This window comes from Streptomyces sp. NBC_00523 (genome assembly GCF_036346615.1).
Classification (GTDB): domain Bacteria; phylum Actinomycetota; class Actinomycetes; order Streptomycetales; family Streptomycetaceae; genus Streptomyces.
Genome location: NZ_CP107836.1, coordinates 656,610 through 680,328, shown reverse-complemented (window position 1 = coordinate 680,328; position 23,719 = coordinate 656,610). Strand labels below are relative to the sequence as shown.

General features: G+C 73.0%; 23 protein-coding genes. 9 read left to right on the top strand and 14 right to left on the bottom strand.

What is annotated here, in order from left to right; genetic code table 11:
* Window positions 1–98: 98 nt before the first annotated feature.
* Window positions 99–848: an IclR family transcriptional regulator gene (locus OHS17_RS03225; RefSeq protein WP_330310962.1), complete on the top strand. Its 750-nt coding sequence runs from the start codon at window positions 99–101 to the stop codon at window positions 846–848.
* Window positions 849–863: 15 nt separating this feature from the next.
* Here the strand turns inward: OHS17_RS03225 and ligD are convergent, their stop codons facing one another.
* From ligD to OHS17_RS03190, 7 genes are all read right to left on the bottom strand, one after another.
* On the bottom strand, window positions 864–1,832 hold the full coding sequence (ligD, locus tag OHS17_RS03220) for a non-homologous end-joining DNA ligase (RefSeq protein WP_330310961.1): 969 nt from the start codon (window positions 1,830–1,832) through the stop codon (window positions 864–866).
* Between the two features lie 44 nt (window positions 1,833–1,876).
* Window positions 1,877–2,452, bottom strand: a complete 576-nt coding sequence (locus OHS17_RS03215) for a hypothetical protein (protein ID WP_330310960.1) — start codon at window positions 2,450–2,452, stop codon at window positions 1,877–1,879.
* A 3-nt stretch (window positions 2,453–2,455) separates the two neighbouring features.
* Window positions 2,456–2,722 (bottom strand): hypothetical protein, encoded by a 267-nt coding sequence (locus tag OHS17_RS03210; protein WP_330310959.1) that lies wholly within the window; start codon window positions 2,720–2,722, stop codon window positions 2,456–2,458.
* Window positions 2,723–2,850: 128 nt separating this feature from the next.
* Window positions 2,851–3,483, bottom strand: coding sequence for a class I SAM-dependent methyltransferase (locus OHS17_RS03205; protein ID WP_330310958.1), 633 nt, complete (start codon window positions 3,481–3,483; stop codon window positions 2,851–2,853).
* 98 nt (window positions 3,484–3,581) lie between these two features.
* Window positions 3,582–4,100 (bottom strand): HAD domain-containing protein, encoded by a 519-nt coding sequence (locus OHS17_RS03200; protein WP_330310957.1) that lies wholly within the window; start codon window positions 4,098–4,100, stop codon window positions 3,582–3,584.
* Between the two features lie 22 nt (window positions 4,101–4,122).
* Window positions 4,123–4,857 carry an SDR family NAD(P)-dependent oxidoreductase gene (locus OHS17_RS03195; protein WP_330310956.1) on the bottom strand — a complete coding sequence of 245 codons (735 nt, stop codon included), beginning with the start codon at window positions 4,855–4,857 and terminating at the stop codon, window positions 4,123–4,125.
* A gap of 144 nt (window positions 4,858–5,001) precedes the next feature.
* Complete coding sequence (locus tag OHS17_RS03190) at window positions 5,002–5,169, bottom strand: DUF6381 family protein (protein WP_158071815.1); 168 nt, start codon at window positions 5,167–5,169, stop codon at window positions 5,002–5,004.
* Between the two features lie 150 nt (window positions 5,170–5,319).
* Here OHS17_RS03190 and OHS17_RS03185 point away from each other — a divergent pair, with 150 nt between their 5' ends.
* Window positions 5,320–6,006: a ribonuclease H family protein gene (locus tag OHS17_RS03185; protein WP_330310955.1), complete on the top strand. Its 687-nt coding sequence runs from the start codon at window positions 5,320–5,322 to the stop codon at window positions 6,004–6,006.
* Between the two features lie 152 nt (window positions 6,007–6,158).
* The gene (locus tag OHS17_RS03180; RefSeq protein ID WP_330310954.1) at window positions 6,159–6,887 is read left to right on the top strand and encodes a CDP-alcohol phosphatidyltransferase family protein; all 729 of its coding nucleotides are present in this window, start codon (window positions 6,159–6,161) and stop codon (window positions 6,885–6,887) included.
* On the opposite strand, the gene OHS17_RS03175 is transcribed toward OHS17_RS03180, so the two are convergent.
* Entirely contained in the window at window positions 6,856–7,302 is a 447-nt protein-coding gene (locus tag OHS17_RS03175) for an adenylyltransferase/cytidyltransferase family protein (protein ID WP_073865561.1), read from the bottom strand. The two genes, OHS17_RS03180 and OHS17_RS03175, sit on opposite strands and share 32 nt — an antisense overlap.
* Window positions 7,303–7,467: 165 nt before the next feature.
* Between OHS17_RS03175 and OHS17_RS03170 the strand changes: the two genes are divergently transcribed.
* From OHS17_RS03170 to OHS17_RS03160, 3 genes are read left to right on the top strand one after another with little or no spacing between them, the layout of a single operon-like run.
* Complete coding sequence (locus tag OHS17_RS03170) at window positions 7,468–8,730, top strand: glycosyltransferase (RefSeq protein ID WP_330310953.1); 1,263 nt, start codon at window positions 7,468–7,470, stop codon at window positions 8,728–8,730.
* Window positions 8,727–10,460: a lipopolysaccharide biosynthesis protein gene (locus OHS17_RS03165; protein ID WP_330310952.1), complete on the top strand. Its 1,734-nt coding sequence runs from the start codon at window positions 8,727–8,729 to the stop codon at window positions 10,458–10,460. The genes OHS17_RS03170 and OHS17_RS03165 overlap by 4 nt, the downstream gene beginning before the upstream one ends.
* Window positions 10,457–11,695 (top strand): hypothetical protein, encoded by a 1,239-nt coding sequence (locus OHS17_RS03160; RefSeq protein WP_330310951.1) that lies wholly within the window; start codon window positions 10,457–10,459, stop codon window positions 11,693–11,695. The genes OHS17_RS03165 and OHS17_RS03160 overlap by 4 nt, the downstream gene beginning before the upstream one ends.
* Here OHS17_RS03160 and OHS17_RS03155 read toward each other — a convergent pair.
* The gene (locus tag OHS17_RS03155) at window positions 11,670–13,139 is read right to left on the bottom strand and encodes a hypothetical protein (protein ID WP_330310950.1); all 1,470 of its coding nucleotides are present in this window, start codon (window positions 13,137–13,139) and stop codon (window positions 11,670–11,672) included. The two genes, OHS17_RS03160 and OHS17_RS03155, sit on opposite strands and share 26 nt — an antisense overlap.
* A gap of 114 nt (window positions 13,140–13,253) precedes the next feature.
* On the opposite strand from OHS17_RS03155, the gene OHS17_RS03150 reads away from it, so the two are divergent.
* Window positions 13,254–14,444, top strand: a complete 1,191-nt coding sequence (locus OHS17_RS03150) for a glycosyltransferase (protein WP_330310949.1) — start codon at window positions 13,254–13,256, stop codon at window positions 14,442–14,444.
* Here OHS17_RS03150 and OHS17_RS03145 read toward each other — a convergent pair.
* The 4 genes from OHS17_RS03145 to gmd form a co-directional block, all read right to left on the bottom strand.
* Window positions 14,416–15,243 carry a glycosyltransferase family 2 protein gene (locus OHS17_RS03145; protein ID WP_330310948.1) on the bottom strand — a complete coding sequence of 276 codons (828 nt, stop codon included), beginning with the start codon at window positions 15,241–15,243 and terminating at the stop codon, window positions 14,416–14,418. The two genes, OHS17_RS03150 and OHS17_RS03145, sit on opposite strands and share 29 nt — an antisense overlap.
* A complete protein-coding gene (locus OHS17_RS03140) occupies window positions 15,240–15,959 on the bottom strand; it encodes a hypothetical protein (RefSeq protein WP_330310947.1) in 720 nt (239 codons plus the stop codon). The genes OHS17_RS03145 and OHS17_RS03140 overlap by 4 nt, the downstream gene beginning before the upstream one ends.
* Window positions 15,956–18,202, bottom strand: a complete 2,247-nt coding sequence (locus tag OHS17_RS03135; protein WP_330310946.1) for a LamG-like jellyroll fold domain-containing protein — start codon at window positions 18,200–18,202, stop codon at window positions 15,956–15,958. The genes OHS17_RS03140 and OHS17_RS03135 overlap by 4 nt, the downstream gene beginning before the upstream one ends.
* Window positions 18,203–18,338: 136 nt before the next feature.
* Window positions 18,339–19,352: a GDP-mannose 4,6-dehydratase gene (gmd, locus tag OHS17_RS03130; protein WP_073865552.1), complete on the bottom strand. Its 1,014-nt coding sequence runs from the start codon at window positions 19,350–19,352 to the stop codon at window positions 18,339–18,341.
* A 112-nt stretch (window positions 19,353–19,464) separates the two neighbouring features.
* Here gmd and OHS17_RS03125 point away from each other — a divergent pair, with 112 nt between their 5' ends.
* Window positions 19,465–20,442: a GDP-L-fucose synthase family protein gene (locus OHS17_RS03125; RefSeq protein WP_330310945.1), complete on the top strand. Its 978-nt coding sequence runs from the start codon at window positions 19,465–19,467 to the stop codon at window positions 20,440–20,442.
* 87 nt (window positions 20,443–20,529) lie between these two features.
* On the opposite strand, the gene OHS17_RS03120 is transcribed toward OHS17_RS03125, so the two are convergent.
* Window positions 20,530–21,984 (bottom strand): sugar transferase, encoded by a 1,455-nt coding sequence (locus OHS17_RS03120; protein ID WP_330310944.1) that lies wholly within the window; start codon window positions 21,982–21,984, stop codon window positions 20,530–20,532.
* A 465-nt stretch (window positions 21,985–22,449) separates the two neighbouring features.
* On the opposite strand from OHS17_RS03120, the gene OHS17_RS03115 reads away from it, so the two are divergent.
* Window positions 22,450–23,712, top strand: a complete 1,263-nt coding sequence (locus OHS17_RS03115) for a D-arabinono-1,4-lactone oxidase (protein WP_330310943.1) — start codon at window positions 22,450–22,452, stop codon at window positions 23,710–23,712.
* Window positions 23,713–23,719: the final 7 nt, after the last annotated feature.

Below are 23,719 nucleotides of genomic sequence, written 5' to 3'. Positions count from 1 at the left end.
AAAAGATGGCTTGCGTCACGCCCCAAAACGTCCCCCGGACGCACCCCCGCCACCACGATGTTTTGCCGGTTCTTGGCAGCGGGGCCATGCTGGTGGGCATGGCCGACCACGCCGGCCCCGAACCCGTCGCCACCGTCCGGCGCGCCCTCCGCCTGCTGGAGGCCGCGGGCGCCCACGGGGGCGAGGCCACCGCGCAGCAGCTGGCCCGGGAGGCGGGGCTTCCCCCGGCCACCGTGCACGAGCTGCTGCCCGTGCTCATCGGCGACGGCTACCTCAGGGAGCTGGAGGACCACACCTACGTCCTCGCCGACGACGCCCCGGGCGGCGGCCTGGGCACGCAGCCGGTGCCCGCCCGGGTACGGCCCGCCCTCACCGCCCTGCGCAACGACCTGGGGGCCGCCGCCTATCTCACGCTCTACGTGGACGGCGAGGTCCGGGTCATGGAGATCGTGGACAGCGCGCGCACCCCGCGGGTGGACCTGTGGGTGGGACTGGACGATGCCGGGCACGCCACGGCGCTCGGCAAGAGCGTGCTGCGGGAGCTCGACGACGAGGCGCGGGACGACTACTTCTCCCGGCACGACCTGGCCGGGCTCACCCCCCGGACCATCACGCACCGCGAGGAGCTGGTCCAGCAGCTCGACGGCTCGCCCGCGCCGGTGGTCATGGACCGCGAGGAGTACGTACGCGGCACGACCTGCGTCGCGGTCCCGGTCTACAGCGGCGAGCAGATCGGCTCCCTCGGCATCTCCTTCCGGTCCGACCGGATGTACCGCACCTCCCGGGTCCGCGCGGAGCTCCTGTCGGCCGCCGTCAGCGTGTCCCGCAGGCTCACGCTGCCCGGCTGAGGGGCCGCCCGCCGTTCAGTCCAGCCGGGTCAGGTCAGGCCGCAGTCGCTGCCACACCGGATGCCGCAGCCTTCCTGCCGCCGTCCACTGCGACGCGCTGACCTCCGCCACCAGCCTCGGCTCCACCCAGTGCGCCCCGGCCACGTCGACCGGCCCGGTGAACGGGGACTCCGGACGCGCGATCACCCTCAGGTAGTCCCTCAGCTCGCCCAGCTCCCGGTCCGACATCCCCGACCCCACGGACCCCGCGTACCGCAGCCCCGCCGGGTCGTCCAGCCCGACCAGCACCGCCCCGGGGACACCCGCGGGCGCGCCGTTGCGCTGGGTCCAGCCGCCGATGACCACGTCCAGCGTCTCGACCCGCTTGGTCTTGCGCCAGTCGGGTGAACGGAGACCCGGTGTGTACGGAGAGGAGAGCCGCTTGGCGACCACCCCCTCCAGCCCCCCGCGCACGACGGTGTCCCACGCCTTCGCGCCCTGGCCGCGCACATAGGACGGCACCGACCAGTGCGGTCCCGCGGACAGCACACCGGACAGGATCGCGCGGCGCTCCTCGTACCCCAGCGCCGACAGCCTCCGGCCGTCCAGGTACAGCACGTCGAAGACCACCAGGTGCGCGGGGACGTCCAGCGCCAGGCGGGCGGCGCGGCGCGCGTTCAGGATGCCCATCCGCCGCTGGAGGAGCCCGAAGTCGGACCGCCCCGCCCCGTCCAGGGCCACGATCTCGCCGTCCAGCACCACGCTGCGGCCGCGCAGCACGTCACCGAGCGCGTGCAGCTCCGGATAGGTCGGGGTCACGTCGTTGCGCGCCCGCGAGGTCAGCCGCAGGGTGCCGTCTCCCGGTGTCGCGGCGACGCACCGGGCACCGTCCCACTTGGCCTCGAAGGCCCATTCCGTGTCCGGCACGGGAAGCGGACCGGGCACGGCCAGCATCGGTGCGATCCACGGGGGTGCCCCGGAGGCGTCGGCGGGGATGGGGGCCATAGCCTCCATGATCGAACGGCCGGCGGATCCCCGCAGTCCGAGTCCTACGCCGCCCAGGCGGACACGGTCAGGGTCTGGGCGAGGACCTGCCACAGGCCCCAGGCGCCCGCGCGGCTCGCCGCGCCGCACAGCACCTGCCTGGTGCAGTCCGTCTCCCGGTCCTGCCACGCCGCGACGTCCAGGTAGTGGAAGCCGAGGGAGCGGGTGAACGTGAACCGGATGTGCAGGCCCTCGCCCAGGTCGTGGCCGGGGAGCGTGGCGATCTGGAGGTGGTCCCCGGCGGCGGACTCCACGCGCACCGGATTGCCGCCCAGCAGATCGCAGGTGTCGCCCGTACGGACGCGGCCCGGGCAGCTCCCGCTCACCGGGAACAGCCGGAAGTTGTCGGTGAGCTGCCGGCGTACGGCCTCCGGCGTCGTGAACGGGTGTACGCCGAGCCCGTAGTCGTACCAGTACAGCAGGCGCCTGCCGTCGAGGCAGCGCCCGCGCTCCTGGTCGCACGCGACCGCGCGCCCGGCCCCGGCGTCCGCGCGGGCCGCCGGGGCGGCGAGTGCCAGGGCGAGGCACGGGGCCACCGCGAGCGCCAGGACGCGCCGGGCGGCCCGGCGCTCACGGGACACGGCTCAGCCCGGTGACTCGTCCGGCACCGGATGCTCCGGGTGCACTCCGGCGTTACGGGCGGAACCGCGTCCCGACCCCGACTCGTCCGGGTCGGGCAGGGCCTCGTCCTCCCGGCCGTCGTCCCCGGTCCGCCCGGTGCGCGGCGGGGCCGGCACGTCCATCGGGTCCTCGCCCTCCTGGACCTGCTGGTCGGGCATGTCCGCGGGCACCGGAGGGGGACTCGGGGACGCGCCCTCGTGGATGGGGCCCTCTGGTCTGCGGTCGGTCATGGAAGATCCTCCGTCGTCGTCCCCGCGGGCAGGCGGCGGGGCATGGGCAGCCTCGCGGTGCCGGGTACCCACGGAGGTCCGGCCAACTCATTGTGAGCCGGTGCGGACCGCACGGCACGTCCGCCCGCTCAGCGCCGCCGGGCGAGCAGGAACATCTGCGGTTCGGGCACGGCCGCCGGGACGGCGGGCACGAACATCGTGCTCTCCCGGGCCAGCACGGTGAACCCGGCGTCCTCCACCAGCGCCGCGAACGCGTCCTCGCCGAAGCTGGTCACCTCGACCGGCTGGCCCATGAACGTGCCGCTCACGCCCTCCACGTCGAACGGCACCGTCGCCACGGCCAGATGACCCCCCGGCCGCAGCACCCGCGCGGTCAGCCGCAGCACCTCGCCCTGGTCCGCGCGCTCCATCTGCAACAGCGCGAAGTACAGGCACACCGCCTCGAAGGAGCCGTCCTCCAGCGGAAGCGTGCGGATGTCGGCGCAGCGGAACTCCGCCCCCGGAACCTGGCGCGTGGCGATGTCCACCATCACCGGCGAGACGTCGACCCCCAGCACCTCGTGCCCGGCGTCCACCAGGGTCTGCGCCGTCGGCCGCCCCGTCCCGCTCCCCACGTCCAGCACCCGCGCGTGCGGCGGGAGCACCCGGAGAAGCCGTTCCAGCGAGGCACGGTGCGCGGCCGAAGCGGCGAACGCCGCCTCGTAATCGGTCCCGAGAGCGTCGAACACGGCTGCGGCGGTGCGACCTCGTCCCGCTGACATGGCAGGCCCCTTCCTGTCCTGTTCCGGTGCACCACCACTTCTACTGCAACAGGCACACCCCCGCCCCGAAACCACCGGAAACCGGTGTGCCGTGGCCCTCACACCGACCGCAGCCACGCCTCGATCAGCCGAAGGTCGGCCCCGGTCAGGCCCAGGACGGGATCGACGCGGTGGAGCAGGGCCGGCCCGCCGTGGTGACCGGCGACCCAGCGCCGGTCGGGCTCGCCGATCTCGTCGTCGAGCCAGGCGAACGCGTGCCCCGCCGCCCACTTCACGAGCGGGCGCGTCTTCCAGTGCAGCCCCGCCCGGGCGTCCCGCGCCTCCTGCTCGGGCGCGTCCGGCCAGGCGACCACGTCCAGGACGGGCAGATCGAGCCGGGGCGCGACGACCGTGTTCGCCTCGTCCTCCCAGGTCGTCGCCCAGACCAGCGTGCAGGGCAGTGCGCCGAGCCGGGGTCCGAGCGACGGGTCGATCCTCGCCAGCAGCGGGTGGGCCGCCGCACCGGGCGGCACCGGCCCCATCGGATACGTGCGGTGGCCGCCGGGCCGCGCGCCGAACGGGATCAGGGGGCCGTCGACGTCGAGGAAGAGCAGGGGGAGTGGGTCCGGGGCGGTCACCCCGGCACCGTACCCACCGCCGTCAGCGCCCGCCCGACACCCGCAGCACCGTCCCCGTCGCGTACGAGGCGTCCGGGGAGAGCAGCCAGGCGACGGCGCCCGCGATCTCCTCCGGTTCGCCGGGGCGGCCGAGCGGGGTGGCGGGGCCCAGCTTGTCGGGGCGGGCCGGGTCCGCGTGGAATTCGGTGCGGATGACACCGGGGGCGACCGCGTTGACGCGGATGCCGGACGGGCCGGTCTCCTTGGACAGGCCGACGGTCATCGTGTCGACGGCCCCCTTGGCGGCGGCGTAGTGCACGTACTCGCCGGGGCTGCCCAGCGTGGCGGCGGCCGAGGACACGTTGACGATCGCCCCGCCGCCCGAGGCCGTCATGTCCCGGACCGCGCGGCGCGCGCAGAGCAGGTAGCCGAGGACGTTGACCTCCAGGGCGCGCCGCATCCCGGCGGCGTCCGCGTCGGCCAGAGGGCCGACCGGGCCGCTCATGCCCGCGTTGTTGACCAGGCCGGTGACCGGGCCCAGCTCGGCGGCGGCGGTGTCGAAGAGGCGGTCCACGTCCGTCTCGTCCGCCGTGTCGACCCGCACCGTCACGCAGCGGCGGCCCGTTGCCCGTACCGCCTCGGCGACCTTCTCGGCCGCCTCGGCGTCCGAGTGGTACGCGAGTGCGATGTCATGGCCCTCGTCCGCCAGGCGTACGCAGACCGCCGCACCGATGCCCCGGCTGCCTCCGGTGACCACGGTGACCGGTTGACCGTTCATGGCAGGCCCCACTTTCCTCGTACTCGCTTGCGGAGCCATCGTAGGCGCGGGTGATCATCCACCCCGGAGGGGGCCGGGAACGCGGCAGTGGACTGTCACCCACTCATGGAAGAGTGACAGTCCACCGGTCTTTGCGGCCCCGCCTCAGACGGGCATGCCGTCCTGGCGGTCGCTCTGCTCCTGGAGCTTGCGGGCCTTCTCCTGGAGGCGGCTGCGCTGCTCCGGGTCGCTGGTGCGCTCCGCGGCCTCGGTCAGGTGCCGCGCCTTCTCGCGCATCTGCTGGGCTCGGTTCACCTCTCGTGCAACGCTCATCGTCACTCCTCGGGGACGCTAGGGGAGAGCGGGCCCCTTCAGGGAAGCAGCGCCCCGTCACCGATGCACGCCGAAGCATCACCCACCGTGAAGACCGCAGGTGGGGGCGGGGGGACGGAACCGGTCCCGCGCGCTGGCATGATCGAGGGTATGAACGAGCGCATGATCGCCGCGTGTGACGGGGCGTCGAAGGGTAATCCGGGACCGGCCGCCTGGGCCTATGTGGTGGCCGACGCCGAGGGACGTCCCCAGCGGTGGGAGGCGGGGCCGCTGGGCAACGCCACCAACAACGTCGCCGAGCTCACCGCCCTCCAGGAGCTCCTGGAGTCCGTGGACCCCGCCGTGGCGCTCGAGGTCCGGATGGACTCGCAGTACGCGATGAACGCGGTCACCAAGTGGCTGCCCGGCTGGAAGCGCAACGGCTGGAAGACCTCGGGCGGCAAGCCCGTCGCCAACCGCGAGCTGGTCACCCGCATCGACGCGCTCCTGACCGGGCGCGCCGTGAGCTTCGTCTACGTGCCCGCCCACCAGGTGGACGGCGACCCGCTCAACGCGCTCGCCGACCAGGCCGCCAGCGAGGTCGCCGTCTCCCAGACCGCGGCCGGCACCGCGCACGGCTCGGCCACCCCCGTACCGGCTCCGTCCCGCGCGACCGAGGGCCGCCGGACCGGCGCGACGGCGAAGAAGGCCGCTCCGCGCAAGTCGGGGGGCGGGGCCACCATCCGGGCCAAGTTCGCCGGCCGCTGCCACTGCGGACGGCCGTACGCGGCCAAGGACATGATCGCCAAGAACGACCACGGCTGGGGCCACCCGGAGTGCCGCACCGCCTCCGCCTGAGGGCGGCTGTTCCCGGCCAACTGCCCCCGTAAGCCCACCAGATGGGGCGATCCACCCGCGCGGAGGGCGTCCCCGTGCCATGATGCGGCTCCGGCGGCGCGCGGGGAGCGCCGCCGGGGGAGCGGTGGCGACACCAGGATGCTGGGGGGCGCATGGAAACGACGACGGTGCTCGGGCGGCTGCGCGGGGCGCAGAAGACGGCCAAGGGGGTCTCGCTCTACTCGCGGTACGTGAACCGCCCGGCCGGCCGGGTCTTCGCCGCGGCCGCGTACCGGCTCGGCATGACGCCCAATCAGGTCACCCTGACCAGCGCGGCGTTCACCTTCGCCGCCCTCGCCTGCGTGGCGCTGGTGCGCCCGGGCCCCGGGACGGGCGTCCTGGTCTACCTGGGGCTCGCCGTGGGCTTCGCCCTCGACTCGGCCGACGGGCAGCTCGCCCGGCTGACGGGGCGGGGCGGGCCCGACGGCGAGTGGCTGGACCATGTGGTCGACTGCGCCAAGATGATCCTGGTCCACACCGTCGTACTTATCGCCTTCTACCGGTACTTCGAACTGCCCGGCGACGTCTGGCTGCTGCTGCCGCTCGGCTTCCTGTTCGTCGCCGTGCTGACCTTCTGCGCGGGGCTGCTGCGCGAACAGCTCGGCAAGGCGGCGGCGCACGGCGCGGCAGGTGTGCCCGGGCCCGCCGCGCCGCCGTCCCGGCTGCGGGCCGTGGCGCTGCTGCCCGCCGACTACGGGGTGTTCTGCCTGGTCTTCCTGCTGCTCGGCGACGAGACCGCGTTCCGGACCGGATACGCCGTACTCGCCGCCGTGCACGCGCTGTTCCTCGTCCTGTTCCTGACCAAGTGGTTCAGGGAGCTGAAAGCGCTCCGGGTGCGCTGACGAGCGTGTCCAGCGCCCGGCGCAACTGGGTGCTGGAGGTGTGCACGGTGTACGGGAAGTACACGACCTCCACCCCCACCTCGGCGAAGTCGCGTTCGAGCTTCCTGCCCTTCTCCGTGTCCCGCCAGTCGTCCCCCTTGAAGATGACGTCGAACCTGACCTGCTGCCAGGTCTCGACCTTCTCCGGCACGGTCTCCACGAAGGCGGCGTCCACATACCGCACGCTCCGCACGATCTCCAGCCGCTCCGGGAGCGGGATCACCGGCCGGTGTCCCTTGGCGAGCGTGGCCATCTCGTCGGAGACGACCCCCGCCACCAGGTAGTCGCACTGGCTGCGCGCATGACGAAGGATATTGAGGTGTCCCACATGGAACAGGTCGTAGACCCCCGGCGCGTAACCGACCCTGTGCACCATCCGTTCTCTCCCCCCACGGTGAACGCGATGTCCGCGATAGTCCAACGACCTTACTGTGAAGACCACTTGCTCATCTCATGAACGGATAAGCTCGCTTTTGGGGCTGTTCCTCGGTGGACACAGTCGGTGGAACACAGGTGGCTCCGGGGGGAAGGCGATCGTCCGATGGCAGACGAAGAGCACCACAGACCGTTCGAGCGGCACCGCCTGCTGGTGGTCTCCACGAACTACGCGCCGGAGCTGACCGGCATCGGCCCGTACGCCGCCCAGCTCGCCGAGCACTGGGCCGCGTCCGGCGCCGACACCCATGTGCTCACCGGCATGCCGCACTACCCGGCCTGGCGGACCGACGCGGCCTACCGGGGGGTGTGGCGCACCGAGGAGCGGCGCGCGGGCGTCACCGTGCACCGCAGGCGCCACTACGTACCGGCCCGCCAGAGCGCCCTGCGCAGAGCCGCCTTCGAGGCCAGCGTCCTGGCACACGGCCTCGTCGCGCCGCCCGGCATCCGGCCCGACGCGGTGGTCTCCCAGATGCCCAGCCTCGCCGGCGGGGTCATCGGCGCCCGCCTCGCCCGCCGCCACCGGGTGCCCTACATCCCCGTCGTCCAGGACCTGATGGGCGCCGCCGCGGCCCAGAGCGGCATCCGGGGCGGCGACGGGGCAGCCGCCCTCGCGTCGAAGGCCGAGCGGTTCGCCCTGCGCGCCGCGACGGTCGTCGGTGTCATCCACGAGACCTTCGTCCCCCGGGTCACCGCCTACGGGGTGGACCCGGACCGCATCCGCGTCGTGCCCAACTGGAGCCACGTACAGGCCCCTTCGGCCGACCGTGCCGCGACCAGGGCCCGGCTCGGCTGGCGCGAGGGCACACCGGTCGTCCTGCACTCCGGCAACATGGGGCTCAAGCAGGGCCTGGAGGTCCTGGTCGACGCGGCCCGGCTCGCCCCCGAGATCCGGATCGTCCTGATGGGCGACGGCAACCAGCGCGAGGCCCTGCGCGCCCGCGCCGCCGGGCTGCCCAACCTCGACTTCCTGCCCCCGGCCGGTGCGGAGGAGTTCACCGACGTCCTGGCCGCCGCCGACGTCCTCGCCGTCACCCAGCGCGCGTCGGTGCTCGACATGAGCGTGCCCTCGAAGCTCACCTCGTACTTCGTGTCGGGGCGCCCCGTCGTCGCCTCCGTGGCCGAGGAGGGCGGCACCGCCGCGGAGGTGCGGCGCTCCGGGGCCGGGCTCCTCGTCGCGCCCGAGGACCCGGCCGCGGTGCTCGGCGCCGTACGCAAACTGGTCGAGTCACCCGCCGAGGCCGACGCGCTCGGCGCCAACGGGCCGCGCTACGTGGCCGGCCACCTGGGCCGGGAGGCGGCGCTGGCCCGCTTCGACGCCCTGCTCACCGAGGCCCTGCGGGACGGCCGGGGAGGCCCACGCCGATGACCGAACCGATCCGCGCCCTGGACGAGCAGGACGAACCCGCCCTGCTCCGGGACCAGTTCCGCCAGCTCCTGCGCTACCGCACCCTCCTCGTCACCGGTGTGCTCCTCGGCCTCCTCGGCAGCGGCTGGCTCGCCCTCAGCGGCGAGGACACCTACGCGGCCACTGGCGAGGTCTCCGTACGGTCCGCCACCTCCGACCCCTTCGCCGCCGGGGCCTCCGCCGACAAGGGCATCAACATCGGCTCCGAACGCCAGACCGCCGTCAGTGACGCCGTGGGCACCATCGCCGCCGGCACCCTCGCCAAGCAGGGTGACACCGTCGAGGTCGGGGCCCTGCTCTCCGGGCTCCAGGTCACCAACCCGCCCAACACGCTCGTCCTCAAGTTCGCCTACACCGGCCGCACCCCCGAGCAGGCCAGGGCCCGGGCCCAAGCCCTTGCCGAGGCCTACCTGGAGATACGCCGGGAGCGCACCGAGGACAGCATCGACAACATGATCGACGGCTACCGCGCCCAGCTCAAACCCCTCACCGAGCAGCGCGACCGGCTCGCCGAGCAGGAGACCGGCGCCGGCGACGACGTCTCCAGCGCGCGCGCCAACCTCATCGTCGCCATCTCCGCGCTCAACCAGAAGGTCTCCGAACTCCGCGCCCTGGACACCACACCGGGCTACCTCAACAAGAAGCCCGTCGCCCCGCGGCACCCCACCGGGGCCGGACTGCCGCTCCTCCTCGGCCTCGGCGGTGTCGTCGGCCTCGCCCTCGGGCTGCTGCTGTCCTGGGTGCGCCTCGTCTTCGACCCGGCCGTCCGCTCCACCAGGGAGCTCGTCCGTTCCCTGGGCGCCCCGCTGCTCGGCACCCTGCCCAGGGAGCGCGCGACCGCCGGCGCCCTGCTCGCGATCGGCCGCCCCGGCAGCAGGCTCGCCGAGGAGTACCGGGCGGTCGCCTTCCGGCTCGCCTACGACCCGTCTTTCGGCGAACGCCGCCGCCTCCTGGTCACCGCGCCCCGCGGCGACAACGACATGGCGCGGGCCGCCGCCGCCAACCTCGCCGCCGCCTTCGCCGAGATGGGCCGCGACGTCCTGCTGGTCGAGGCCGACCTGCGGACCCCGTCCCTGGCCGGCGACCTCGGCGCCGCCCACCCGGGCCGCAGCCCCCGCTGGGCGACGGGCGGCCAGGACCGCGGCTGGCCGTCCGACAGCCGGGCCAACGTTGACGTGCCCGGGTCGGGCGCCTTCACCCTGGTCGCGGGCCGCCGCACCGACAACGTGCCGCGCGCCCTGACCTCCGCCCCCGTCAGCCGCCTCATCGCCGAGGGCGGCAGGCCCGGCGCGGTCGTCATCGTGCTCGCCCCGCCCGTCCTGTCGTACGCGGACGCCGTCGCCCTCGTGGACCGCGTCGAGGACGTCGTCATCGTCTGCCGGCCGCGCGAGGTGCACCGCAGCGACCTCGAACGCATCCGCGAGGTCATCGGCGCGGCGGGCGGCTCGGTCCTCGGCACCCTGCTCCACCCGGGCTCCGGCCGGCTGGACCGGAGGGCCCGGAAGAAGTCCGGCGCCGTCCGGGCGCCGGGGCGACGGCCCGCCGGACAGGGGCCCGCCGCCCCGGGCGGCAGATACGGCGACCCCGACGTGACGGGCCGCACCGGCGACCCCGCCGAGACGCTGGGCCTGCGCACCGTGGACGGCGGCCACGGACGCGACGGCCACAACAGCGCCGCCGGACACCGATGAGAGCCCGGACCGCGATCGTCTGCTCGGTCGCGGACCAGGGGGTGGCCGCTCTCACCAACATCCTGGTGCTGGTGGCCGCCGCCCGGCTCTCCACCGTGTCCGGCTTCGCCCGGTTCTCCGCCGTCTACCTCGTCTTCACCGTCCTGCTCGGCGTCTCCGGCGCCTTCACGGGACAGCCCCTGGTGCTGCGCAGGGGCGGCGGCGAGGACACCCGGTCCGCGTGCCGGTCCGCCGTCTGCTTCACGCTGCTCGCCGCCACCACTCTCGGCACCCTGCTCGCCGCCGTCTGCCTCCTGCTGCCCGGCTCCACCGCACGGGCCCTGCTGACGCTGGGCCTGGTGCTGCCGGTGGTGCTGGGACAGGACATCGCCCGGTACGCCTTCGCCACTCTGCACGCCCAGCATCTGGCCCTGACCGCCGACACCCTCCGGCTGGTCTGCGTCATCGGCGCCCTGGCCGTACAGCCGCACGGGGCACCGGCTGCCCGGCTGGTCGCCGTGTGGGGGCTCTCGGCCCTCCCCGCGCTGCTGCTCTCGGCGGCCGCCCTGCACCGCAGGACCAAGGGCGCCCCGGTGGCGCTGAGGCCGATGCTCGGGAAGGGGCACCTCGGGCGGCGGTTCGTGGTCGAGTTCGGCGTGGGCAACGCCACCTCCCAGCTCTCCGTGCTCGGGCTCGGTGCCGTCGGCAACCCCCTCGTCGTGGGCGCCCTGCGCGGCGCCACCACGCTCTTCGGCCCGCTCAACGTGCTGTTCACCTCCGCCACCGGCTTCGGCCCCCCGCTCCTCGGGCGGCTCGCGACCGACCGGCTCCGGGTGCGCGCGACCGCCGCGCTGGCCGCCGTCCTGGCCCTGACGGCCGCCGCCTGGGCCACCGTCCTCGCCCTGCTGCCCGGCCCGGCCGGCCGCCACCTGCTCGGCGCGACCTGGCCCACGGCGGCGGCGCTCCTCCCGGCGACCGGCAGCCAGTACGCGGCGATGGCCGTCGGCACCTGCGGACTGCTGGCCCTCCGGCTCCTCGACCCGCGCACCACGCTCTCGATCCAGGTGGTGTTCTCGCTCGCCGCGGTCGCCTTCCTCGCCACGGGTTACGCGCTCGGCGGGGTGACCGGGGCCGCCTGGGGCCTGTGCCTGGGCTCCGTCTGCAAGGCCGTCGCGACCTGGACCCGGGTGGCCCGGCTGACCCGGGCGGGCGCGCGGGACCCGGCGCCGGTCAGCGCGGACGCCGCCCGGACCTGAAGCTCGTCACCAGTGCCAGGCACAGGGCCGCGATCGCCAGCTTCCCCGCTGCCTGCAACAACGGGCCGCGCAGCAGGATGAACGTGTACCCGGCGATCAGCGGTGCCGCGATGGCCAGCACACTGCCCGGACCCGGCCCGTCGCGCGAGACCGCCCGCGCGTAACGCCGGTCGGTGCGCGCGGCCCCGTACCCCGTCAGCGCCAGCCCGCCGACCAGGCCCACCGCCCCGAAGTCGACCCACAGCTCCGTCCACAGCGGCGCGGAGAGGTTGGTCATGTTCATCCCCATCCACTGCCCGACGCGCACCCCGGTGTCCTCCGGCTTCCCGCTCCACGCCGCCCTCGGCACGAAGAAGAACGCGGACCCCGCCAGCTGCCGCCCGTAGGTGTGCCCCCGGGTGCCGACCCAGGTGACGGTGTTGGCGAACATCACCGTCTGGTCGTAGTCCTTGGTGGCCAGCGGCTCGAACACCGACGACGACTGGACCGGTCGGTACCCCTCGTCGTCGTACCGGAACCGGTCCGCGTACGGGAACAGCACCAGCGCCCCGATCACCCCGAGCGCCAGCACCGACCGGTACATCGCCGCGCTGCGCGGGAACGCCGTGAACAGCAGCGAGACCAGCACCGTGAGGAACCAGTAACGGGCGTTGGAGACAGGGTTGTTCACGACCAGGTTGACGGCCGCGAGGCCGCACCAGACCAGTACGGTCGACGGTGCGCGCCTGGCCCGGCGCGAGGTCACCAGCCTGCGCGTGTAGAACAGCAGCGCCAGCAGCGCCGGGACCGTGCCGAAGCCCTTCAGGAAGGCCGAGCCCACATTGGACTCGCCCGACGCCACCCCGCTCTCGGCGACCGAGGCGCTGATCTCCTGCCTGCTGGAGAAGAAGACCGCGGGCCCGCCCAGCTTCAGCACGTAGTACCCGCTCGCCGCGAACGCCACCAGCACCAGGAGCCGCAGCCGCACCGGGTGCGCGGTGGCGCCGTGCCCGTCCCCGCGCGCCGTGCGACGGCGGCGCAGCGGGCGTCGCGACGCCAGCAGCGCCCCCAGGTCGAAGGCCGCGCACCCCACGAGGACCAGGGCGACGGCGGTCACCAGATCGGCGCGCGGCCCGACCGCGGGCGTCGGCGTCTGGCCGATGACCACCTGCGCGAACGGCGCCACCCCCATCGCGATGTACACGAACATCCAGAAGACGCCCTGGAGGAGCCGCCGCCGCGTGGACAGGATCATCGTCGCGAGCCGCGCCCCCGCGTAACAGGTCAGGACGAGCTGAAACCAGTACGCGGTGTCCCGCACCCCGGTCCCGGGCTGGGCGGCGATCAGCGCGGGCAGGAAGCACACCAGGCCGAGGATCAGCGGCACGGCCAGCGCCCGCGACAGCATCGCCCAGGACAGCGGGCGGGCGGGCGCGGAGGTTGCGCCCTCGTTCACGGATGCCATCAACTCCCCGTCCCCCGAAGCGCGGTTGTGTGGCTACACATTAACGAATCACCACACGTGAGGAGATGTGACGACTAGTCTGGTCAGGGCCGGACGAGGGCGAGGGGGACCCTGGTGAAGATCCTGCACATCGTCACGCTGCACACCCCGGACCACGCCTTCGGCGGTCCGACCCGGGTGGCGCTGAACCTCTCGAAGGTCCAGCGCGCCGGGGGCGACGACGCGCGGATCATGGCGCTCGGCGACGGCTTCGACGGACCCCTGCCGCGCGAAGTGGAGGGCGTCCCCGTCCACCTCTTCCAAGCCCGCCACCTGCTGCCGGTGTTCGAGGTCAGCGGGATCACCTCCGCCGCCCTGCTGCGGACCGCCCACCGCATGATGCGCGGCGCCGACCTCGTCCACGTCCACCTGATGCGCGACCTGGTCACCCTGCCCGCCGCCCTCCTCGCCCTGGCCTCCGGCACCCCCCTGGTCGTCCAGACCCACGGCATGGTCGACCCGACCGAGAAGCGCGTCGCGCAGCTCACCGACCTCCTGGGCGTCCGCCGGGTGCTGCGCGGCGCCGACGCGGTGCTCCACCTCACCGAGGCCGAGCGCGCCGACGTCAACGCCGTCGCCGCCCCCGTGCCGCTCACCCGGACCGTGCGCCTGGTCAACGGGGTGCGCCCGCAGCCGTTCAAACCGGCCCGTGAGCCCGGCCGCCCGCCCACCGTGCTGTTCCTCGCCCGCATCCAGGAGCGCAAGCGCCCCGAGGACTTCGTCGCCGCGATGCCCGCCGTCCTGGCCGAGCACCCCGACGCCCGCTTCGTCCTCGCGGGTCCGGACACCGGCGCCCTGCCCGGCACCCTCGCACTGGCCCGCCGCCTCGGCGTGACGGACGCGCTGGACCACGTGGGGCCGCTGGGCCACGAGGAGGTGCTGGCGGCCGGCCGCGAGGCCGATGTGTATGTGCTGCCGTCCATCGAGGAGCCCCTGGGCGTCTCGGTCCTGGAGGCGATGTCCGTCGGCACCCCGGCCGTCATCACCCGCACCTGCGGACTCGGGCCCGATGTGGCGCGGGCCGGGGCGGGCCGGGTCATCGACAGCCGCGTCGGGGAGGACGCCGCCAACGCGGACAAGGTCGCGCGGGCGGTCCTGGAACTGCTCGAACCGGACGCCAACGCGGTTGCCGGGAAGGCCGCCTGGGAGCTGGTCAACGAGCACTTCACCATCGAGGTCGTCACCCGCACCCTCCGGCGGACCTACGAGGATGTGGTCCGCCGGAGGAGCAAGGGCGTCAAGAAGCGGGCTTCTCCCGCGACTTGAGGGCGATCTGCCAGCGGTAGAAGCTCATCGCCAGCGCGAAGTCGAACCCGGCGCGCCCGTCGAGGAACCCCCGCCGGTAGACGTACATGTAGGCGAAGGACATCAGCGGTTTGAACGGCGCCCTGTGGAACAGCTGCCCCTGCCGCGACTTGGCGCGGCGCACCTGCTCCTTCACCTCCGGATGGTGGTTGAGCCACGCCTCCCAGTCCGAGTAGCGGTTGTGCCGCTCGAACCAGGCGGTCACCGGGTCCAGATCCTGGTGCTCGATCGGATGGCGCAGTGCCGCGGTGCTCTGCGCGACCGGCTGGTAGTGCCCCTCCACCTCCCCGATGCCGGGCGCGTCCAGATCGCCGACCTCCGGGTAGTGGCAGCGGGTCCGGTCGGTCAGCGAGCGTTTGCGGATGGTGTAGCCGTGCCGCAGCCGCTTCCCGGAGAACCAGTAGCCGAGCGGGATGTCGTACGCGGCGGGCTTCGGCGTGTCCGGAGCGGCGAAGATCCCCCGCAGCTCGGTCAGCAGCGCGGGGCTCAGCCGCTCGTCCCCGTCGAGCAGCAGGATCCAGTCCAGGTCCGTGCGCACGTGGTCCAGGCACCACTGCTTCTTCCGAGGATGCCCGCCGTCCCAGGTGTACAGGACGACCTCGGCGCCGCACTCGGCGGCGATCTTCGCCGTGTCGTCGGAGCTGTGCGAGTCCACGACGACCACCGCCTCGAAGTGGTCGATGACCGACCGCACGGCCTCCGCGATGTTCAGCCCCTCGTTCTTCGTGGGGATCGCCACGGCTATCGGCAACTTCTTCATCCGTTGTCCCCTTCGGGCAGCCAGGCCCAGCAGCCTGTGGAGGTGAAGGCGAGCGCCGCCTCCGGAATCGTGATCGTGGTCCGCTTCCCGCCGTGCGAGGAGCCGGAGGCCAGCACCTTCCCGCCCGGGCCGGTGACCTCCCAGGTGCAGTTCGGGGTGGGGGAGACGTCCCGGTAGCGGCCGGGCCGCACCTTCCCGTCCCGGTACGCACCGTCGGCGTACCCGTGCGAGGCCCGCTCCACCAGGTCCTTGTGCCGGGGGCACAGATGGGCGACGGCGGGCTCAGCGCCGGTGATCTCGCCCGTCACGACGGCACCCACCGCGGTGTCCCGGTCCACCTTGACCAGGTAGTCGAGCCGGTCGCAGGTCTCCTGCCCGGTCTGGAGCACAGCGGCCGGGTCCATGCCCACGGGCACCCGGTCGGTGAGGTACTCCTTCTGTTTCTTGGTGAACGTGCCGGTGGCGGGCGTCAGCCGGTCGGTGGGGATCTTGGGCGGCTCGCTGCTGCGGGTCACCTCCGGGTCGGCGGGCTCGGTGGGGTCGGCCTCCGCTCCGGCCGCGGGCACGGACGGCGCCGCGCTGCTCGAAGCCGCGGGTCCCGCCGCCCTGCCACCGCCCTCTTGGTCCCCGCCCCCGTCACCCGAGGACGAGCCGCAGGCGGCCAGTGCCGCCGTCGCGAACACGACGGCGGCACCGGCCAGGAGGGCGTGCCTCATCCGCTGTTCCTCAGCGCGTAGTGGGCACTGACCTGGGCAGCGGTCAGCGCGGCCGGGTACACGGCGGTCTCGTCGATCTGTCCGGCGAAGAAGTTGCTCGTCGGCCGGTTCGGCCAGGTCGCGAGGTTGTCCCCGCCCACCCGCCAGTAGCCGGTGTAGCTCTGGTTCTGGGTGTAGCGCGAGTTCGAGGCGCGCAGCTGCCCGTCCACGTACAGGGCCATACCGCCGGAGCCCTGGGTGGCGACGACATGGTGCCAGGCACCGTCGTTGTACGCCCCGGTGGTGCTGACGGTCTGACCCCCGCCGTTGGAGGTGCCGAAGGTCAGCCGCCCGTTGTTGAGCATGTACACGTGCTTGTCGTACTTGCCGCTCAGCTCCATGGTGTTGCTGCCGAAGCCGATGATCTTCCCTCCCCGGGTCGTCGTGGTCTTGATCCAGGTCTCCACGGAGAACGCCTTGGGCTGGGGCCGGCTGCCGTTGCTGTACGCGTACTGGGTGGACCCGTTGAACCCGATGGCGGTCGAGGGCCCGGCCACGGCCGCCGGGGTCTGCCGGTACGAGGGCGAGTTGCGCAGGAAGCCGTTGTCCAGCCCCGCCCCGGTGTCGGCGGCGAACGTCGAGGTGCCCTCGTCGTAGCGCCAGTACAGGCTCGCCCCGTCGGAGAGCACCTTCGCCGGATAGCTCTCCGCCTTGGACGCCACGGTCGCGCTCACCGCGGGCGACTTCGCGCTGGTGTTGGTGCCGTCGCTCGCGGTGATCCGGTACGTGTGGGTCTCACCGGGTGCCACGTCGGTGTCCGTCCACCGCAGCTGCGGACGGTCCCAGAACACGGAGTACCCGGTCGTCGTGTGGACCGGGGTGGTCGCCCCGTCCTTGTAGATCCGGTACGTGAGCACCCCGTCGTCGGTGTCGAAACTGGTCTGCCAGTTCACGTCCACCTTGCCCGGGGCGATCGTGGAGACGCTGACGTTCGGTACCCAGGGGGCGCCCGTGTCCGGGCCGTCGGCGAACCGGGTGAGCCCCTGCTGCGCCTTGCTGTTGACCGTGGTGAACTCGCCGCCCACCCACAGGTAGTGGTGGCCGCCCTTGTCGGTCTGCGCCATCACGCGCGGGCCGACCGGCTCACCGATCCCGTCGTTGGTGTCCGGGAACCACGGCAGCAGCTTCGGGTCGTCCACCGACTGGGCCAGCAGGTGCTTGCGCGGCTGGTCGGGGAACTCGCCCATGGACGCGCAGTCGTGCGCGTGACTGCCGCTGTAGAGCACCCCGTTGTGCACCAGCAGCGCCTGGGTGGCGCCCAGGCAGGTGTCCCGCCACACCTGGTTGAAGGTGCCGAGGTCGAGGGCGATCCGCCCGTCGAACACCCCGCCGCCGGTGCCCTCGTTGGCCGTGTAGAACTGCTTGGTGTCGCTGGTGAGGTCCTGCACCGTGGAGGTGTTGGGAATGAAGCCCGGGTAGCTCTTGGACAGCGCACCGGTGGTGGCGTTCACCACCGCCAGCGCGTGCGAGCTGGTGCCGTTCATGGTGAAGAAGTCACCGCCGAGCACCACGTGCTGCCCGTCCGGTGTGACCTCCACCGCCCGGCCCACCTCGTCCGCGTTCGCCGTCCACGGCTTCAGCGCGGCACCGGTGGTGACGGCCGCGAAGAAGGTGCGGGCCTGCCCGGCCACGCTCTTGAAGTCGCCCCCGAGGTACACCGTGTCGTCGGTGACCGCCAGCGCCCGCACGGTGGCGGAGACCGCGACCTTGAAGTTCTGGCGCGGGGTGCAGGTGGCGGTGTCGATGGCCGCGAGGTTGCTGACGCCCACCCCGTTCACCGCCCCGAACTGCCCGCCCGCGTACAGGGTTTCACCGTCCGGGGACAGGGCCAGCGCGCGCACGGTCGCGGTCCCCGAGGAGAGCGTGAACGACAGCGAGCAGCCGGTGGGCGCACCGGTCGCGGTGTCGAACGCGGCGAAGTTCACCGCGGGCTGCTCGGAGGTCCCGGCGGCCGCGCCCGGCGGCCGTACGGTGGAGAAGGTGCCGCCCGCGTAGACCACACCGTCGTCGGACGCGGCCATCGACCAGACGATGCCGTTGGTCTGCCAGGTGGACAGGTCGTCCGCGGTGATCGAGATGGGCGCGGTGAGGGCGGCGGCCTGGGGACTGCCCGCGGCGGCGGCGCTCAGGGCGCCCGCGAGCAGGCCGAGCGCCGCGGCCGCGGCCCGCGTCCGGCCGCGTCGGCGCCCTGTGGTTCGGTTCATCATTCAGCTCCGAAGGTGAGAACGAGCTTGCGGCCCCTTGGCCGCGGTCGAGGAGGCGGAGCCGGGGCCCCGCCCGAACCGGCGCGTGCGGCCCCACCGCGTGACCGGTGGGGGTGGGGGTGCGCGCCGGAGTCCGTTATCTGTCCACGCGCACGGCGGCCCCCGCGAGTTCGTCGGAGAGGCGGCGCACATCGGCGTCGACCATGATCCGGGCCAGCTCCCGGGCGCGTACGGCCGGTTTCCAGCCCAGCAGCTGTCCGGCCTTCGAGGCGTCCCCGATCAGCGCGTCGACCTCGCTGGGCCGCTCGTACTTCGCGTCGTAGCGGACGTACTCGCGCCAGTCCAGGCCCGCGTGCTCGAAGGCGTACTCCAGGAACTGCCGGACGCTGACCCCCTCCCCGGTGGCCACCACGTAGTCGTCCGGGGTGTCGCACTGGAGCATGCGCCACATCGCGTCCACGTACTCGGGGGCGTAACCCCAGTCGCGCACCGCGTCCAGGTTGCCCAGATGCAGCCGGGACTGGAGACCCGCCTTGATCCGGGCCACGCCACGGGTGATCTTCCGGGTCACGAAGGTCTCCCCGCGCCGGGGCGACTCATGGTTGAACAGGATGCCGTTCACCGCGAACATCCCGTACGCCTCGCGGTAGTTGACCGTCGCCCAGTACGAGTACACCTTGGCGACGCTGTACGGGCTGCGCGGGTGGAACGGCGTCTGCTCGTTCTGCGGGGGCGGGCTCGCGCCGAACATCTCCGAGGAGGACGCCTGGTAGATCCGGGTGTCGATGCCACTGGCCCGGACCGCCTCCAGGAGCCGGATCGTGCCGAGGCCGGTCACATCACCGGTGTACAGCGGCGCGTCGAAGGAGACCCGCACATGCGACTGGGCGCCCAGGTTGTACACCTCGTCGGGCCGGATGTCCCGCAACAGGTTCACCAGCGCGACCCCGTCGGCCAGGTCCGCGTGATGCAGCACGAAGGACCGGTGCTCCTGCTCCGGGCCCTGGTAGATGTGGTCGATCCGCTCCGTGTTGAAACTGGACGAGCGGCGGATCAGGCCGTGGACCGTGTATCCCTTCTGGAGCAGCAGCTCCGAGAGGTATGAACCGTCCTGTCCGGTCACCCCGGTGATGAGCGCGGTCTTCGCCACGTTTCCCCCTTCTGCGGTCGCCCGTAAGGCAGTTGGTCATGGAATGTCAAGGTCTGAGGGATCCGGTGCAAAACATCACTGTTTCGCCCGGCTGCTGGCACAATCCGAAAACATGACGACTGATCTCCCCGGCCCTCCCCGGGAACGAGTCCCCTCCCTGCTACGCCCCGGCGCACGCGTGTTCGTCGCCGGTCACCGGGGCCTGGTCGGGTCGGCGGTGCTCCGCCGCCTCACCGCCGACGGCCACGAGGTGATCACCCGCGGCCGCGACCTCCTCGACCTCCGGGACGGCGAGCGCACCGCCGCCTTCCTGCGCGGCATACGCCCGGACGCCGTGGTGCTGGCCGCCGCCCGGGTCGGCGGGATCATGGCCAACAGCACGTATCCGGTGCAGTTCATCGAGGACAACCTGCGCATCCAGCTGAGCGTCATCGCGGGGGCGCACGCGGCGGGCACCGAACGGCTGCTCTTCCTCGGCTCGTCCTGCATCTACCCGAAGCACGCCCCGCAGCCGATCCCCGAGAGCGCCCTGCTCACCGGGGAGCTGGAACCCACCAACGAGGCGTACGCGCTGGCGAAGATCGCCGGCATCGTGCAGACGCAGTCCTACCGCCGCCAGTACGGCGCCTCCTACATCAGCGCCATGCCGACCAATCTCTACGGCCCCGGCGACAGCTTCGACCTGGAGACCTCGCACGTCCTGCCCGCCCTGATCCGCCGCTTCCACGAGGCCCGCGAGTCGGGCGCACCGGCCCTCACGCTCTGGGGGTCCGGAAACCCCCGGCGCGAGTTCCTGCACGTGGACGACCTCGCCGCCGCCTGCGTACTCCTGCTGGAGCGCTACGACGACGACGCACCGGTCAACGTCGGCTGCGGCGACGACCTCACCATCCGCGAACTCGCTTCCATGGTCGGTGAGGTGACGGCCTATCAGGGTGAAATCCGCTGGGACACCGCAAAGCCCGACGGCACCCCGCGCAAACTCCTGGACGTGTCCCGGCTGACCTCCCTCGGCTTCGCACCGCGCATCCCGCTGAAGGAGGGCATCGCGGAGACGTACTCCTGGTGGCTCCGGCAGCAGGCCGCGTAGCCGCCCCCGCCCGGCCGGGCGGCCCGGTCCCGTCCACGACGGGCGGACCACCCGGCCCCTCCTCCCGGTGCTCATCGGCCCCCGCACTCAGTACGCTCCGCGGCCGTCGGTGACGGCACGCAGTGTCCGGGCCATCAGCCCCATGTCCGTGGCCACCGACCAGTTGTCGACGTACCAGAGGTCCAGCGACACCGTCTCCTGCCACGAGAGGTCGGACCGGCCGCTGACCTGCCACAGCCCCGTCAGCCCCGGCTTCACCGCGAGCCTGCGCAACTCCCGCTCGTCGTACCGGGAGACCTCGTCCGGCAGCGGCGGACGCGGGCCGACCAGGGACATGTCACCCTTGAGTACGTTGATGAGCTGGGGCAGTTCGTCCAGTGACGAGCGGCGCAGCAGACGGCCGAGCCGGGTCACCCGGGGATCCCGGCGCATCTTGAACATCGGGCCGTCGTTCTCGTTGGCCTCGGCCAGCCGCGCCTTGTGCCGCTCGGCGTCCACCACCATCGTGCGGAACTTCCACATGACGAACGGGTGGTTGTGCTGCCCCTGGCGGACCTGCCGGTGGAAGACCGGGCCCGGCGAGGTGAGCCGGACCGCCACCGCGATCAGCAGCAGCAAAGGAGACAGGGCGACCAGCCCGCAGGTGGCACCCGCCCGGTCCACCGCCGCCTTCAGGGCCGGCTGAAGCCCCCGGCGCAGCGGCGGCACGATGTGCAGCAGGGTGAGCCCGGCCGCCGACGAGGGCCGGATCCGGTCCGCCGCGGTCTCCGAGAGGTGGGAGAGCACCGACACCTCGAGCCCGCCGTCGTGCAGTCCCCAGGTCAGCCGCCGCAACCGCTCCTCGGCCAGCCCCGGCCCCGGCACCACCAGCGCCAGGTCCGCCTCGTGCGCGAAGGCCGCGCCCAGCACCGTCGAGGCGTCGTCCCCCGCGGGCGCCGGAGCCAGCCGCCCCGGCACCGGGACCTCGCAGCTCAGCGCCGCCGCGCCCACCGGCAGCGCGGCCACGACCAGATAGCCGTGGTCCTCCCGAGAGGTGAGCAGCCGCACCGCCCGGTCCACCCCCGCGGCCTCGCCGACCACCAGTACCCGGCGCGCCGTCCGGCGCCTCCCGGACCGGGCCAGCCGGCGTGCCCACGAGGTGCCCGCCCCGGCCAGGAGCCCGGGGATCAGGGCGACGACGGCCGCCGCCGGGTCGATCGGCGCGTCGAGGACGGTCCACAGCACCGCCAGCACACCGATGAGCAGTAACCAGTCCCCGGGCGTGGTCAGCGCCCCGGGCGGGCGGCCCGGTACACGTAAGACGTAACGCCCCCGCGCGGCCCGGACCCCGCACCACACCAGGGTGGCCGCGAGCGCCCCGGCCAGGGCCTCGGGCTGCCCTCCGGCGCGGAGCACCAGCCAGGCGGGCAGGCCCAGTCCGGCGGATTCGGCACACACCACCAGGGGCAGCAGGCCCGGGCGCCTGCCGGGCGCCCCGGCGCCGCGTTCGTACGGTACGCGCGGGAGCTGCCGCGGCCGGCCGATGTCCTGGCCGCGCGGCATTCCTGAAGAGGTCCGCGGACGTGGCGCTCCCGCCAGTCCCACGGGCCTCGGTATATCGGATTCGGGTAGCTCGACATGCCCCATGAACCCCCCAGTCACAGTCGCATCGCCACAAACGGGGCGCATCCGCCGATCCAGTGGACTGACGGACGCGCCCTCGCTCGGTGCACGATATCCACACACATGGCATTTCGCTGGAGTTCCGGTGAAGTTCAGACAGGTGCGGTGTTCCCGCACTCGTCCCGATCCGTACCGGATCTCTGGTTCTGTGTGCACCTGTTGGTATGTGTGACATGTGCCAAACGGTTGTGTGCGGATATGTACCTCGGTCTGCCAACTACCGTACGTGCTCGCGTGGTTGCGCGGGTGGTATTCGGCCCGCTCGGTTCCGGCCGCCACCGGGAGGTCTGGGAGAATGCGGTGCCGGGAGCACGTGCCCGGCCCTGAGTGGAAGAAGGACGCACGGTGACCCCCGCGGAGAAGAACTGGGCCGGCAACATCACCTTCGGGGCGAAGCGGCTGTGTGTGCCGCGATCCGTCCGCGAACTGCGCGAGACGGTCGCCGCCTCCGACACCGTCCGCCCCCTGGGCACCCGGCACTCCTTCAACACCGTCGCGGACACCTCGGGCGACCATGTGTCGCTCGCCGGCCTCCCGCGCGTCGTGGACATCGACGTCCCGGGCCGGACCGTGTCACTGACCGCGGGACTCCGCTTCGGCGAGTTCGCCGCCGAACTCCACGAACGCGGTCTCGCCCTGGCCAATCTGGGCTCGCTCCCGCACATCTCGGCCGCCGGAGCCGTCGCGACCGGCACCCACGGATCCGGCGTGGGCAACCGCTCACTGGCGGGCGCGGTGCGCGCGCTCACCCTGGTGACGGCCGACGGAGAGACACGCACCCTGCGGCGCACCGACGAGGACTTCGCGGGCGCGGTCGTCTCCCTCGGCGCCCTCGGCGTGGTGACCTCGCTGGACCTGGATCTGGTGCCCGCCTTCGAAGTGCGCCAGTGGGTGTACGAGGATCTGCCCGAGGCGACACTGGCCGCGCGCTTCGACGAGGTCATGTCCGCCGCCTACAGCGTCAGCGTCTTCACGGACTGGCGTCCCGGCCCGGTCGGCCAGGTCTGGCTGAAGCAGCGGGTGGGCGACGAGGGTGCGAGGGAAGCGATGCCCGCCGCGTGGCTGGGCGCCCGGCTCGCCGACGGCCCCCGGCACCCGATCCCCGGGGTGCCCGCCGGGAACTGCACCGCACAGCAGGGTGTGCCCGGCCCCTGGCACGAGCGGCTGCCGCACTTCCGGATGGAGTTCACCCCGAGCAACGGCGACGAGCTCCAGTCGGAGTACTTCGTGGCCCGCGCGGACGCCGTCGCCGCCTACGAGGCCCTGGCCCGGCTGCGGGACCGGATCACCCCGGTGCTCCAGATCTCCGAGCTCCGCACCGTCGCCGCCGACGACCTGTGGCTGAGCCCCGCCCACGGCCGGGACTCGGTGGCCTTCCACTTCACCTGGGTCCCGGACGCGGCGGCCGTCGCTCCGGTGGCCGCGGCGATCGAGGAGGCCCTGGCCCCGTTCGGCGCCCGCCCGCACTGGGGCAAGGTCTTCTCCACGGACCCGGAGGTGCTGCGCACGCTGTACCCGCGTTACGCGGACTTCGAGGCGCTGACGCGCCGCTACGACCCGGAGGGCGTCTTCCGCAACGCGTTCCTGGACCGGTACTTCCGCCGCTGATCCGCGG

Bases quoted from the DNA above. Each gene is read 5' to 3' on its own strand.
- OHS17_RS03225 (WP_330310962.1), top strand. From the start codon at position 99: ATGGCCGACCACGCCGGCCCCGAACCCGTCGCCACCGTCCGGCGCGCC.
- ligD (WP_330310961.1), bottom strand. From the start codon at position 1,832: ATGGCCCCCATCCCCGCCGACGCCTCCGGGGCACCCCCGTGGATCGCA.
- OHS17_RS03210 (WP_330310959.1), bottom strand. From the start codon at position 2,722: ATGACCGACCGCAGACCAGAGGGCCCCATCCACGAGGGCGCGTCCCCG.
- OHS17_RS03205 (WP_330310958.1), bottom strand. From the start codon at position 3,483: ATGTCAGCGGGACGAGGTCGCACCGCCGCAGCCGTGTTCGACGCTCTC.
- OHS17_RS03195 (WP_330310956.1), bottom strand. From the start codon at position 4,857: ATGAACGGTCAACCGGTCACCGTGGTCACCGGAGGCAGCCGGGGCATC.
- OHS17_RS03190 (WP_158071815.1), bottom strand. From the start codon at position 5,169: ATGAGCGTTGCACGAGAGGTGAACCGAGCCCAGCAGATGCGCGAGAAG.
- OHS17_RS03185 (WP_330310955.1), top strand. From the start codon at position 5,320: ATGAACGAGCGCATGATCGCCGCGTGTGACGGGGCGTCGAAGGGTAAT.
- OHS17_RS03180 (WP_330310954.1), top strand. From the start codon at position 6,159: ATGGAAACGACGACGGTGCTCGGGCGGCTGCGCGGGGCGCAGAAGACG.
- OHS17_RS03175 (WP_073865561.1), bottom strand. From the start codon at position 7,302: ATGGTGCACAGGGTCGGTTACGCGCCGGGGGTCTACGACCTGTTCCAT.
- OHS17_RS03170 (WP_330310953.1), top strand. From the start codon at position 7,468: ATGGCAGACGAAGAGCACCACAGACCGTTCGAGCGGCACCGCCTGCTG.
- OHS17_RS03165 (WP_330310952.1), top strand. From the start codon at position 8,727: ATGACCGAACCGATCCGCGCCCTGGACGAGCAGGACGAACCCGCCCTG.
- OHS17_RS03160 (WP_330310951.1), top strand. From the start codon at position 10,457: ATGAGAGCCCGGACCGCGATCGTCTGCTCGGTCGCGGACCAGGGGGTG.
- OHS17_RS03155 (WP_330310950.1), bottom strand. From the start codon at position 13,139: ATGGCATCCGTGAACGAGGGCGCAACCTCCGCGCCCGCCCGCCCGCTG.
- OHS17_RS03145 (WP_330310948.1), bottom strand. From the start codon at position 15,243: ATGAAGAAGTTGCCGATAGCCGTGGCGATCCCCACGAAGAACGAGGGG.
- OHS17_RS03140 (WP_330310947.1), bottom strand. From the start codon at position 15,959: ATGAGGCACGCCCTCCTGGCCGGTGCCGCCGTCGTGTTCGCGACGGCG.
- OHS17_RS03135 (WP_330310946.1), bottom strand. From the start codon at position 18,202: ATGAACCGAACCACAGGGCGCCGACGCGGCCGGACGCGGGCCGCGGCC.
- OHS17_RS03125 (WP_330310945.1), top strand. From the start codon at position 19,465: ATGACGACTGATCTCCCCGGCCCTCCCCGGGAACGAGTCCCCTCCCTG.
- OHS17_RS03120 (WP_330310944.1), bottom strand. From the start codon at position 21,984: ATGCCGCGCGGCCAGGACATCGGCCGGCCGCGGCAGCTCCCGCGCGTA.